Here is a 12,743-nt window from a genome sequence, read left to right on the forward strand (position 1 = left end):
CGGTGCGCCGACGAGGTCGCGCGGCCTTGCATCCTCCCGAGGTTCACCCCACCCGACCCAGGCCAGCGCGGTGCGCCGACGCGAGCGCAGGGTTGTGGGCGTCAGCGCGGTGCGCCGACGCGAGTGGCGCGGGATCGGCCTCACCGCGGGTCCAGCGCGTGAGCGCACCCCTCCGGAGACCCGCGCTCACGCACTGGACCCGCGCTCACGTCAGCGCACCGCGCTGGCGACCGACCACAGCGGACGCGGGCGGGCAGGCAGTACTGTGAGCGCATGCGACTCGGAGTCCTCGACGTGGGATCGAACACCGTCCACCTGCTCATCGTCGATGCACACCCAGGAGCGCGGCCGATCCCCCAGTCGTCGCACAAGTCGGTGCTGCGGCTCATGCGATACCTCACCCCGGACGGATCGATCAGCGACGAGGGCGTCGCGGTCATCCTCGAGTCGATCGGTGCAGCGGCAGCGATCGCCCGCGAGAGCGGCCTCGACGAACTGCTCTCGATGGCGACCTCGGCCATCCGTGAGGCGACGAACGGGCCGGAGGTCCTCGCCCTCGTCGAGGAACGGACCGGCATCGCCCTGCAGGTCCTCTCCGGTGACGACGAGGCGAAGCTCACCTTCCTCGCCGTCCGCCGCTGGTACGGCTGGTCGGCCGGCGAGATGCTCCTCCTCGACATCGGCGGCGGCTCACTCGAGATCGCAGCCGGCGGCGACGAATATCCCGATGTCGCGATCTCCCTCCCGCTCGGCGCCGGCCGCTCCACCGTGGGCTTCCTCCACGACGACCCGCCGACCGCCGCACAGCAGGAGGCACTCCGCCTACACGCCCGCGAGGTGCTCACCGCAGCACTCCCCGCGTTCGCCGAGGAGCCCGACGCCCACCACGTCGTCGGGTCGTCCAAGACCATCCGCTCCCTCGCACGCCTCGCCGGATCGGTGGCCGACGGCATCGGAGGCACCGAACGGTCGCTGCTCCGGCGCAGCCAGCTCGACGACTGGATCCCCCGGCTCGCCCGCATTCCGGCCGAGGCCCGCCCCGCGCTCCCCGGGATCACCGCCGACCGCACCTTCCAGATCGTCGCCGGCGGGATCGTCCTGTCCGAGGCGATGGCCGCCTTCCGCGTCCGCGAGCTCGACGTCTCCCCTTGGGCGCTCCGCGAGGGCATCATCCTCCGGTACCTCGACCGCCTCGGCTGACCGCCATCGTTCGCTCGCCCAGGTTCGGGCGAGTGAGCGCCGAATCGCCCGAGGATGGGCGAACCAACACGTTCCGGCACGACGAAGGCCCCCACTCCGCGGAGTGGGGGCCTTCGGTGACTCGGGGCTATTCGCCCGTGATCGCGAGGTCCGGCGTGGCCGAACCCGTACCGAGCGACGCCTGCGCGTTGACGCCGGCACCGACCGACTCACCGCGAGCCGAGGTCGTGAAGGCGAACGCGCCGTTCACGAAGTCGACGTGCACGTGGTCGCCGGCATTGAGCTCGCCGTGGAGGATCTGCTCGCTGAGCTGGTCTTCCACCTCGCGCTGCATCGCACGACGCAGCGGACGAGCACCGAGGGTCGGGTCGAAACCGACCTCGATGAGGCGCTCCTTCGCCGGCAGCGTGAGCTCGATCGTCATGTCGCGGTCGAGCAGACGCTCCGAGAGACGCTTCGTGAACAGGTCCACGATCTGCAGGAGCTCCGGCTTCGACAGCTGCGGGAACACGATGATGTCGTCGACACGGTTCAGGAACTCGGGCTTGAAGTGCTTCTTCAGCTCCTCGTTCACCTTGCCGCGCATGATGTCGTACCCGGTCGAGGCGTTGCCCTCGATCTGGAAGCCGACCGGACCACCGGCGATGTCGCGAGCACCGAGGTTGGTGGTCATGATGATGACGGTGTTCTTGAAGTCGACGACGCGACCCTGACCATCCGTCAACCGGCCCTCTTCCAGGATCTGGAGGAGCGAGTTGAAGATGTCGGGGTGGGCCTTCTCGATCTCGTCGAAGAGCACGACGCTGAACGGCTTGCGGCGCACCTTCTCGGTGAGCTGGCCGCCCTCTTCGAAGCCGACGAACCCGGGAGGAGCACCGAACAGTCGCGAGACCGTGTGCTTCTCGCCGTACTCCGACATGTCGAGGGAGATCAGCGCGCCTTCGTCGTCGAACAGGAACTCGGCGAGCGCCTTCGCGAGCTCGGTCTTACCGACACCCGTGGGGCCGGCGAAGATGAACGAGCCCGAGGGACGCTTCGGGTCCTTGAGGCCGGCACGCGTGCGGCGGATGGTCTTGGAGAGCGCCGAGATGGCCTCCTCCTGACCGATGACCCGCTGGTGCAGCGCCTTCTCCATGAAGACGAGTCGCGAGGACTCCTCCTCCGTGAGCTTGAAGACGGGGATGCCTGTCGCCTGGGCGAGCACCTCGGCGATCAGACCCTCGTCGACCTCGGCGGTCGTCTTGACGTCGCCCGAGCGCCACTGCTTCTCGAGGCGCAGACGCTCACCGAGGAGGTTCTTCTCCTCGTCACGGAGCGAAGCGGCCTTCTCGAAGTCCTGCTCCTCGATGGCCGTCTCCTTGGCCTCGCGGACGCCGGCGATCTTGTCGTCGAACTCGCGCAGCTCCGGGGGGCTCGAGAGGATCGACAGACGCAGGCGTGCACCGGCCTCGTCGATCAGGTCGATGGCCTTGTCGGGCAGGAAGCGGTCGGAGATGTACCGGTCGGCGAGGTTCGCCGCCGAGACGAGCGCGCCGTCGGTGATGGACACCTTGTGGTGTGCCTCGTACCGGTCGCGCAGCCCCTTGAGGATGTTGATCGTGTGGGGCAGCGACGGCTCCATGACCTGGATCGGCTGGAAGCGACGCTCGAGTGCGGCGTCCTTCTCGAAGTGCTTGCGGTACTCGTCGAGCGTGGTGGCACCGATGGTCTGGAGCTCACCGCGGGCGAGCAACGGCTTGAGGATGGAGGCCGCGTCGATCGCGCCTTCGGCGGCACCGGCACCCACGAGGGTGTGGATCTCGTCGATGAAGACGATGATGTCGCCGCGGGTGCGGATCTCCTTGGTGACCTTCTTCAGGCGCTCCTCGAAGTCACCGCGGTAGCGGCTACCGGCGATGAGCGAGCCGAGGTCGAGCGAGTACAGCTGCTTGTCCTTCAGCGTCTCCGGGACATCGCCCTTGACGATCGCCTGGGCGAGACCCTCGACGACGGCGGTCTTGCCGACGCCGGGCTCACCGATGAGGACCGGGTTGTTCTTCGAGCGACGGGAGAGGATCTGCATGACCCGCTCCATCTCCTTGTCGCGACCGATGACCGGGTCGAGCTTGTTGTCGCGCGCGGCCTGCGTGAGGTTGCGGCCGAACTGGTCGAGGATCTGCGACCCGCCCTGCGCCTGCTGCTCACTCTGGTTGCCGCCGACCGGGGCTGCTTCCTTGCCCTGGTAGCCGGACAGCAGCTGGATGACCTGCTGGCGCACACGGTTGAGGTCGGCGCCCAGCTTCACGAGGACCTGGGCTGCGACGCCCTCGCCCTCGCGGATGAGGCCGAGCAGGATGTGCTCCGTGCCGATGTAGTTGTGGCCGAGCTGCAGCGCTTCGCGCAGGCTCAGCTCCAGCACCTTCTTGGCGCGCGGCGTGAACGGGATGTGTCCCGTCGGCTGCTGCTGGCCGGTGCCGATGATGTCGGTGACCTGCTCGCGCACGGCATCGAGGGAGATCCCGAGGGACTCGAGCGCCTTGGCGGCGACTCCTTCTCCCTCGTGGATGAGGCCGAGCAGGATGTGCTCGGTCCCGATGTAGTTGTGGTTGAGCATCTTGGCCTCTTCCTGGGCCAGGACGACGACACGACGCGCACGGTCGGTGAATCTCTCGAACATGATCACTCTCCTCCGGCACCGGGCAGGGTGGTGATGCCGTTAGTAGGAGCGTAACGACCGCCGCAGCTCTCTTCGCCCCTGTTCGCCGTGGGCGTGATGCGCGGCCACCGGGAACGCCGCAGCGCACGTGCACCGGGCACGTGCGCTGCGGGTGTCGGCTGATCGCGGCTCGGTCAGACCGGGAACCGGACGGTCGCCGCGAGGGCGCCCCCACCGGGGACGTCGTCGGCACGGACGGCGAGGATCCGGGCGTCGGAGAGCAGCGCCCGGCGGAGGATCTCGTCGATCACGCCGTAGTTCGTCGCGTCGGCGTCGTCGGCGAGCGTGACGACACCGGTGGTCTCGTCGACCGTGCCCGGCAGGTTGCTGTCGATGTCGACGAACAGGGTGTCGACCGCGTTCGCCGTCGCGGCACGTGCGACGTCGCCGAGGTCGGTCACGGCACGACCATTCGACGCGCGGGTGCCGAACTCCTCGCACAGCGCGTGCAGTTCGGCGGCGTAGAGCTCGTCGAGGATCGGGCGGGCTGCTGCGGCGAGCTGCTCGTCGGAGCGCTCCTGCTGGTTGCCCTCGATCTCGGGCTTCACGAGGTGCTTGTAACTCGAGACGGACCGGAAGATCCCCGTCATCGGTTCGGCGCCTGCGAGGATGAGCGGCTCCTTCGAGCCGGCGAGCACGGGCGACAACGCCTTGTTGATCGCCTGCGCGTACTCCTGCATCCGGACCTTCTGTCCCTCGGAACCCTGGATGCGTCCCTGGGGGCTGCGTCCGTCGGAACCGCGACCCCGGATCGAGTCGACACCCGCGGCTGCGGCCACGTCGGCGGGGACACCCTCGAGTTCGATGCTCGTGGCCGGGAGATCACGCGAGACCGCGACGAGTCGCACACCGCTCTGCGCGAGCGCCAGGACGTAGGCCGACTGCGGGAAGGTGAGCGCGCGCATCAACGGCTTGATGAAGAAGCGGTCCGAGACCTCCGTGCAGGACTGGAGGATGTTCGGCACGCGGAAGTAGCGCGTGAGACTCGGGCTGATGTAGAGCGCGAGGCTCGACGACAGGTAGCGGAGGAAGTCCGGATCCTCCTGGAGGTCGTCGACCGTCTGCGTGAACGCCGCGATCGCCGCCCGGTCTGCTCCCGCAGCCGTCAGCTGCTCGACCGCCACCTTCACCTGGTTCTTGAGGTCCAAGCGGATATGGCTCGTATCCGAGGGGTTGGTGCTCGTCGCGAGGATGATCGACACGCTGCCGGGCTCGCGAGCGGTGGCGAGCTCGACGATGTCGGAGCGGGTCGGAATATCGGTGTGGTGCACTGATGCCTCCTTCGATCGCGTCAGGCGAAGGGTCGACCGGGAGCAGGCGACGCCGTCGTGGGCCTGACTTGACCCCAGTATAGGGAGCGCCCACCCGCTGACCCGGGGTCGATTCTGCGGACATTCGGAGCCGGGTCGGGCCGCGGGACATCGATCCCGCGGCCCGACTCACAGCCTCGTCACTCGGTCGTGACCGGGCCGTCCGTCGGCTGCTCCGATGCGACGAGCCGTCGCGTCCGCCGCAGTGCCAAGACGAGCAGGCCGGCGACGACGAGCAGGCCGGCCGCGAGCAGTGCCCCGGTCGTGAGCCCGGCGCCGGTGACGGCGAGCGGACTCGCGGTGTCCCGACCGGTCGAGCCCTCCGATCCACCCGGCGTCACGCCCGGCCCCTCAGGATCCGGGCCGGTCCCGGGCTCGGTCGCGATGAGCCCACCGTTCCAACGGAGATCCTCGCCGTCGGCTCCGCTCGGCGACGGGTCCGCGATCACGATGTCCGGCATGACCCACTCCGCCGGGTCGATCGCGGAGTTCCGGAGATCGTCGTCGCCGACCCGAGGCGACGTGGCATCGGCCACCAGGTCGTCCGGGAGTCGCACGTCGATCCGGTAGGCACCGGAGCGGAGCGCATCGAACCGGTACCGCCCGTCGGCGTCGGTCGTGACGGCCCGGGTGACGGGCTCACCGTGCTTGTCGGTGCCGATCAGTTCGAGCTCGACGTCTGCGACACCAGGCCCCGGCGTCCCGTCGAGCCCGTCGTCGTCGAGCCCGTTCGCATCGAGATCCCACCAGATGCGTTCCCCGAGCGCCGAGCTCACCAACTGAGCCGCGACCTGCGGCGATTGCGCGCCGAGCGATTGCGTCGCGGAGTGCACGACGGCGTCGTTCACGAACCGGGCGTCGACCGCGGCACCGGTGGTCGTCAGCTCGTAGTCGACGACCACCGGCGCGAACGGCGCGAGCTCGGCGACGGTGGCCTCGATCGCGGTCGCCGCTGCGATGGACGCCGGGCACCCGGTCGTGCCGAACTCGTCCGCCGCGCACCACCGTGCTCCGTCCGGCAGGGTGCCGAAGCCGTCGTCGACGACGGGGTCGACGTGGCTCGCGACCGCGTCACCGGGGGCCGCCGTATAGCGGAGGTCCGCTCCGTCCGACGTGGCCGGACCCGCCAGGACGCCCTGCCCGGTCGAGCCGCGTTCGTCGCCCGGGTACGGGAGGACGTCGATCATCCGGACCTCGCGCTGCACGGCCCCGGCGCTCATGTTCCCGAAGACGACGTCGACCTCGACCGCGTCGCCGAACTCGACGACGGACCGGGCGACGTGCTTGTCGATCTGCAGCCCCGAGGGGGTGCTGACCACCATCGACTGCCAGGAGTAGTGGGCGTCGAGTCTGCCGGCGTCCGCCGGGAAGTCCGACAGCGATCCGGGGTCGTCGGGACTCGCGACGATCGCGCGATTGAGGAACTGGCCCACCACGAAGCGATCCGAGATCGCGGTGTAGGTGATCACCGGCTCCGCGCCCTGCCTGATCCGACCGAGGTCCCAGGTGAGGAGCGTGCTCCCATCGGGCTGCGCCACAGCGGTCGTCGCGGGCGGCGTCGCGGATTCGGCGTCGAAGACGAAGCCGGCCGGTAGGGAGTCCGAGACGGTGACACCCGCAGCCCGGTCGGCCACGCCGTCCGGCGTGACGATCTCCGGCCGGACCTCGAAGGTGATCGGGGAGCCGGCGGCGATGGGGGCCGGTGCGCCGGGAGCGACCTGGGGCGAGGTCGCGCGCTTGTTCAGAGCGACCGCCGCGTTCGCGGCGACCAGCTGATCGCCTCGCGGGTACTGGGCGTTGTCGTCGGTGGCGCGATACCGTCCGTGCCACCAGCCGTCCTCGACCCAGGAGCTCGCCGACTCACGGTCCTCCCCATTGCCGGAGGACTTCACACTGTAGGTCTCGGTGAGACGGGTACCCACCTCGAGGCCCTGCACCGCCTGGAGCTGTACCCACAGGGTGACGCCCGTCCGGGGCGGGAGCACACCGTCGACCGGGCGGAGACGGACCCTGGTGATGTCCTCGGTGTCGACGAGCGACGGGTCCGAGACCCAGGTGTCGTCGGCGTCCTCACAGGTGGTCGCGTCCATCTGCGCCTGGCGGGTATCCGCGTCGGCCGTCGTGTCGACGCTCGGCGTCGTGCCGTACTCGACGATCACGGGCCCACCGGTGGTCCGGGACTCGGCCGGGGCACCGCCTCCGGGACGCTCACCGACGCGCTGCGTGGCCGGGTCGAAGACCGCGCAGAGCACCGCTCCCGTGAGGGGGCTCGTCGTGGTGTTGTTCCAGGCGACCGTCTGTTCGAAGCGTTGTCCGCCGGCGACGGGCCCGTCTCCGGAGCCGGCCGTGCTCTGCCCCGGTACCAGACGGTTCTCCGTCCGGCGGTCGACGTAGCGCGTCGTGTGCTCGCCGCCACCGGTGCGCTGGGCGATCGTCGCGTTGGCCGTGTTGTCGGCGAGCGGTTCGGGGGCGTTCGGGAGGGGTGTCCCGTCGGCGGTGACACCCCGGACGTCGAGGTCGGTGAGGTCGAGCCGCACCGGGAGGGAGCCGTTCGACGGCACCGCGGACTCCGGCACGAACACGCCGAACCGGCCGATCGCGAGGTAACCCTGCGCGGTGATCGCGGCGCCCGAGGCGGACCGGGTCGGGATGTGGTCGCCGCTCAGATCGGCGCCGCTGATGGTGACGAGCGCGGAACGACCATCGGGTTCGAGTTCGCAGGACCAGGTCCCGGAGTCCGTGACCGCGTCGGTGCCCCCGCCGCCGGCCTTCGGGAAGACCGCGGTGTCGAAGGCGCCGACGAGGCAGCTGTTCGAGACCGGTCGCCCCTCGGGGTTCACCGTGGCCAGGCGGGTGCCGGCCGGGTACCCGCCGAGGTCGATCCGGAAGGTCACGTCTTCGACCACGTTGCCGGAACCTCGGGCGCCTCGGCCCTCGTCGGTGCCGAACCCGGTGACCGAGAGGGCGGTGTCGTGCGCGACGTACCAGCCTCGCGTGCCGTCGCGCTCCGTGACGTCGGCGACGATCGGACCGCGCTTCACACCCACGTTGACGCGGGGAGCGCTGCTGACGACGAGATCGGGTGCGGTCGTGCTGGCACGGATCTCCGAGCCGTCGGCCGCGTCGATCGCGATGGTCTCGATCCCGCTCTGCGGCGCGGTGATGACCGTGCCGTTCGGCGGGGAGGATGCGAGCACGGCCGTGAGGTCGATCGCGCTCACCGAGTTCGGCAGGACGTCGGTCCGCACGCAGTCGACGACCGAGCGATCGTCGCTGACGGTCGAGCCCGCGGCACAGTACCCCGGGAGCTGGGCGACGGGCGGCCATCGGAGTCCCTCGGGTAGGCGCTGACGGACGACCACCCGGTCGTCCTCGGCGGCACCGCGCAGCTGCACCTCGATCGTGTAGGTGACCGCGTCGTGGGAACGCAGCACGGGGTCGTCCGGAGAGACGTCGAGCCCGGGCCCCGGCTCGGCGTCGAACGGGACGCTGCCGGTGGCGGTCCGCTGGAGCACGGTGGTAAGCCCGAGCGCCCGGTCCGAGACGTCGGTGGCGGCCGAGACGATCTCGGGCGCCGGCGCGGCCGCGGGTTCAGGCGTCGCGGCCGGGAGCAGCGCGCCCCCGGTCACGGCGGCGACGGACAGGGCGCCGAGCGCCCTGCGGAAGAGGATGGTGTTCACGTGGGTCCGACCTTCTTGACGAGAGGGGGCGGTCACACGTTACACAATGTGGTCGACTGATATCTGGGATATCCACAGGGCCGGACGAAGACGGGCAGCTGTCGGATGATCGGGGCGTCGGTGCGTCGACGGGTGACGCCTACTGGAGCGCGGAGGTGAGCCTCGCGAGGTTGTCGAGCACCGTCGACCGCAGCGGCTGCTTCAACCATTCCGCGAGCGTCAGCTCCTTGCTGATCTCCCGGTATCCGTCTTCGACGCCCCGCATCTCCTGGACGAACTCGCGACCGCGGACCATCAGCGAGACCTCCAGGTTGAGGCCGAAGGAACGCATGTCCATGTTGCTCGATCCGATCACGGCGACGTCGTCGTCGATCGTGAAGTGCTTCGCGTGGAGGATGTACGGCGCCGGGTACTGGAAGATCCGCACGCCGGCCCGCAGGAGCGCCTCGTAGTAGGAGCGCTGCGCGTGCCACACCATCGCCTGGTCGCCGATCTCCGAGACGAACAGGTCGACCGGCACACCGCGCTGGACGGCGGTCGTGACCGCTGCGAGCAACGACTCGTCGGGTACGAAGTACGGACTCGTGATGACGATGCGCCGCTGCGCCGCGTAGATGAGGGTGAGGAACAACTTGAGGTTGTTGTCGCCGTCGAACCCCGGCCCGCTCGGTACGACCTGCAGTTCGAGGTCGCCCACCGGTCGGGCGTCGAGCAGGCCGACCTCGTGGGACAGGACGTCGCCCGTCTCGCTGTACCAGTCGCTCAGGAAGATCGTGTTGATCCCCGCGACCCCGGGGCCCTCCACCCGCGTCATGAGCTCCTGCCACTGGAGACCACGCTTGATGTTGCCCGGCTTGTTGTAACTCCGGTCGATCATGTTCTGCGAGCCCATGTAGGCGACCGCGCCGTCGACGATCACCATCTTGCGGTGGTTCCGGAGGTCGGGACGCTGGAACTTGCCCTTGAACGGCTGGAGCGGCAGCATGAGCGCCCACTGGGCACCCATCGTGGTGAGGCGCTTCAGCGTGTGCTTGTAGTCGGGGGTCCGCCAGCTCGCGAAGTGGTCGAGCAGCACTCGGACCGTCACGCCGCGGGCCACCGCACGCTCGAGGGCGTCGAAGAACGGCTTCGTGGTGCGGTCGCAGGTGAGGATGTAGAACTCGACGTGCACGAACTGCTCGGCGCGGTCGACCTCCTCGGCCATGGCGTGGAGTGATGCCTCGTAGTCACCGATGAGACTCGCGGTGTTCCCGCCCTGCAGCGGCATCGATCCGAGATTGCGGTTGAGCGTCACGACCGAGCGGAACCAGGCCGGCGCGTTCGACGTCAGGTTCGCCTTGACGAGGTCGCGCGTCGTCTGGCGGATGTAGACGTTGATGTCGTACTGCTTCCGCCGGCGCGCCCGCGGCAGTTTCGGGTTCCCGATGAGGAGGAAGGCGATGACACCGATATACGGGATGAGGAAGATCGCGAGCAGCCAGGCCATCCCCGCGGTGGGGCGCCGGTTGCGCGGGACGACGATCACCGCGACGACACGGATGATGAAGTCCAGGACGAGGGCCGTGATGCCCAGCCAGTTCCAGGAGAACTCGATCGTCATGTCGCCCATCCGCTCAGCTGCCGAGGCTCCAGCCTACTGACCATGCCGGACAGCTGTGGGGTGACCTCGCCACGTGATACGTGCGGGTCAGACCTCGCGGGGGCCGGAGGGCTCGACCGGCGGGAGACCGAGCTTCGCGCGCTGCTCCGCCTCGACCTGCGCGTACGCCTTGCGCTCGTTGCGGTCGGACCGCAGGATGGCGCGCATGACGACCCAGAAGATGATGCCGACGACCACGGTGGGCAGCAGCGACCAGAGCGCGTTGAGCCAGTAGTCTTCGATCACCCGTCAATCGTACCGCCCTTCGACAGGCTCAGGGACCGGAGAGCTGGCTCAGCGACCGGAACGACGTGGTGGCGCGATCCCGAACGGGCGCGCAGCCGGCTCAGGAGCCTCCGGCGAGAGCGCCCCACAGACCGCTGACGACGAGGTACAGGCCGATCCCGCCGACCACGATCCAGATCGTGATGCGCGCCGTCGTCGGTCCCTGCTTCTTCGGGTCCTGGTGGTCGCCGGGGTCCATCATGCTCATCGTCGCGCCTGACTGTCGGTGGTCGTGCTGCCGGGCGGCAGCTACTTGACCAGGGGGAAGAGGATCGTCTCGCGGATGCCGAGGCCGGTGAGCGCCATGAGGAGACGGTCGATGCCCATCCCCATGCCGCCGGACGGCGGCATCCCGAACTCGAGCGCCCGCAGGAACTCCTCGTCGAGACGCATGGCCTCGACGTCGCCCTGTGCGGCGAGCTTCGCCTGCTCGATGAACCGTTCGCGCTGCACGACCGGGTCGACGAGTTCGGAGTAGCCGGTGGCGAGCTCGAAGCCGCGGACGTAGAGGTCCCACTTCTCGACGGCGCCCTCGATCGAGCGGTGGGCGCGCACGAGCGGGCTCGTGTCGACGGGGAAGTCCATGACGAAGGTCGGGCGCTCGAGGCCACCCTTGACGAAGTGCTCCCACAGCTCCTCGACGTACTTGCCGTGGATGGGGTGCGGGACCTCGACGCCTTCACGCTCAGCGAGCGCCTTGAGTTCCTCGATCGGCGTCTGCGGAGTGATCTCGACACCCGCCGCGGCCGACAGGCTCTCGAACATCGAGATGCGGTCCCACTCGCCACCGAGGTCGAACTGCGTGCCGTCGGCCCAGGTCACGACGTGGCTCCCGCTCGTCGCGAGCGCGGCGTTCTGGATGAGGGTCTGCGTGAGGTCGGCCATGGTGCCGTAGTCGCCGTAGGCCTCGTACGCCTCGAGCATGGCGAACTCGGGGCTGTGCGTGGAGTCGGCGCCCTCGTTGCGGAAGTTGCGGTTGATCTCGTAGACGTGGTCGATGCCGCCGACGACGGCGCGCTTCAAGTACAGTTCGGGCGCGATGCGCAGGTAGAGCTCGGTGTCGAACGCGTTCGAGTGGGTGACGAACGGGCGGGCCGAGGCTCCACCGTGCATGACCTGGAGCATCGGCGTCTCGACCTCGACGAAGTCGCGCTCCGTGAAGGTCTGGCGGAGGCTCGCGACCGTCTTGGCCCGGTCGAGCACGTTCTTGCGCGCCTGGTCGCGGGCGATGAGGTCGAGGTACCGGCTCCGGACCCTCGTCTCCTCGTTGAGCTCGTTGTGGAGGTTCGGCAGGGGCAGGATCGCCTTGGCCGCGATGGTCCACTCGGCCACCATGATCGACAGCTCGCCACGACGACTGGAGATGACCTCGCCGGAGACGAAGACGTGGTCGCCGAGGTCGACGAGCTCCTTCCAGGCCGCGAGCTGCTCGTCGCCCACGCTGGCGAGGCTCACCATCGCCTGGATGCGGCTGCCGTCGCCCGACTGGAGGCTGGCGAAGCAGAGCTTGCCGGTGTTGCGCAGGTGCACGACGCGGCCCGCGACGCCGACCGTGACGCCGGTCGCCTCGTCGGGCTGGAGGTCGCCGAAGCGGGCACGCACCGCCGGGATCGTGTCGGTGATGGGGAGGGTGACGGGGTAGGCGCCACCGGCACCCGACGTCGCCTCGTCGATGAGGCGCTGGCGCTTCGCGAGCCGGACGGCCTTCTGCTCGGAGAGCTCTGCCTGCTCTGCTGCGTCGTCGATCGGCTCTGGCGTCGTGTCAGTCATGCGGTGGGATTCTCCTCGTGCGGTCACTGGAGTTTACCGGGGACCGTGCACGCCGTGCGCACGGCCGGCTTCCTATGAACCGGCTATCGACGGCCTGACAAGGGTCTGCGAACAACCATTCGGAGGACATCGCCGGGTACCCGGGCCGTGCTTGGCTCGAAGGA

General features: G+C 69.2%; 8 protein-coding genes. 1 reads left to right on the forward strand and 7 read right to left on the reverse strand.

Going from position 1 to position 12,743, the window contains the following annotated elements; all coding sequences use genetic code 11:
* Positions 1-273 precede the first annotated feature (273 nt).
* Positions 274-1,200, forward strand: a complete 927-nt coding sequence (locus A4X17_RS03675) for a Ppx/GppA phosphatase family protein (protein ID WP_064294323.1) — start codon at positions 274-276, stop codon at positions 1,198-1,200.
* Positions 1,201-1,327: 127 nt separating this feature from the next.
* On the opposite strand, the gene A4X17_RS03680 is transcribed toward A4X17_RS03675, so the two are convergent.
* The 7 genes from A4X17_RS03680 to lysS all read right to left on the reverse strand — a co-directional run bounded on the left by A4X17_RS03680 (position 1,328) and on the right by lysS (position 12,579).
* Positions 1,328-3,856, reverse strand: coding sequence for an ATP-dependent Clp protease ATP-binding subunit (locus A4X17_RS03680; protein ID WP_064294324.1), 2,529 nt, complete (start codon positions 3,854-3,856; stop codon positions 1,328-1,330).
* 173 nt (positions 3,857-4,029) lie between these two features.
* Positions 4,030-5,166: a hypothetical protein gene (locus A4X17_RS03685; protein WP_064294325.1), complete on the reverse strand. Its 1,137-nt coding sequence runs from the start codon at positions 5,164-5,166 to the stop codon at positions 4,030-4,032.
* A gap of 179 nt (positions 5,167-5,345) precedes the next feature.
* Positions 5,346-8,885, reverse strand: a complete 3,540-nt coding sequence (locus A4X17_RS03690) for an SdrD B-like domain-containing protein (protein ID WP_064294326.1) — start codon at positions 8,883-8,885, stop codon at positions 5,346-5,348.
* 139 nt (positions 8,886-9,024) lie between these two features.
* Positions 9,025-10,494 carry a cardiolipin synthase gene (cls, locus tag A4X17_RS03695; protein ID WP_157583306.1) on the reverse strand — a complete coding sequence of 490 codons (1,470 nt, stop codon included), beginning with the start codon at positions 10,492-10,494 and terminating at the stop codon, positions 9,025-9,027.
* Between the two features lie 78 nt (positions 10,495-10,572).
* Positions 10,573-10,770, reverse strand: a complete 198-nt coding sequence (locus tag A4X17_RS03700) for a hypothetical protein (protein ID WP_213014309.1) — start codon at positions 10,768-10,770, stop codon at positions 10,573-10,575.
* 100 nt (positions 10,771-10,870) lie between these two features.
* Positions 10,871-11,017: a hypothetical protein gene (locus tag A4X17_RS19120; protein WP_153303387.1), complete on the reverse strand. Its 147-nt coding sequence runs from the start codon at positions 11,015-11,017 to the stop codon at positions 10,871-10,873.
* A gap of 41 nt (positions 11,018-11,058) precedes the next feature.
* Positions 11,059-12,579, reverse strand: coding sequence for a lysine--tRNA ligase (gene lysS, locus A4X17_RS03705; protein ID WP_064294327.1), 1,521 nt, complete (start codon positions 12,577-12,579; stop codon positions 11,059-11,061).
* Positions 12,580-12,743: the final 164 nt, after the last annotated feature.

Origin of the sequence: Plantibacter sp. H53 (genome assembly GCF_001650455.1) — a bacterium.
Lineage (GTDB): Bacteria > Actinomycetota > Actinomycetes > Actinomycetales > Microbacteriaceae > Plantibacter > Plantibacter flavus_A.

Excerpts from the sequence above, each read along its gene's own strand:
- A4X17_RS03675 (WP_064294323.1), top strand. The coding sequence starts at position 274 with ATGCGACTCGGAGTCCTCGACGTGGGATCGAACACCGTCCACCTGCTC.
- A4X17_RS03680 (WP_064294324.1), bottom strand. The coding sequence starts at position 3,856 with ATGTTCGAGAGATTCACCGACCGTGCGCGTCGTGTCGTCGTCCTGGCC.
- cls (WP_157583306.1), bottom strand. The coding sequence starts at position 10,494 with ATGGGCGACATGACGATCGAGTTCTCCTGGAACTGGCTGGGCATCACG.
- A4X17_RS19120 (WP_153303387.1), bottom strand. The coding sequence starts at position 11,017 with ATGAGCATGATGGACCCCGGCGACCACCAGGACCCGAAGAAGCAGGGA.
- lysS (WP_064294327.1), bottom strand. The coding sequence starts at position 12,579 with ATGACTGACACGACGCCAGAGCCGATCGACGACGCAGCAGAGCAGGCA.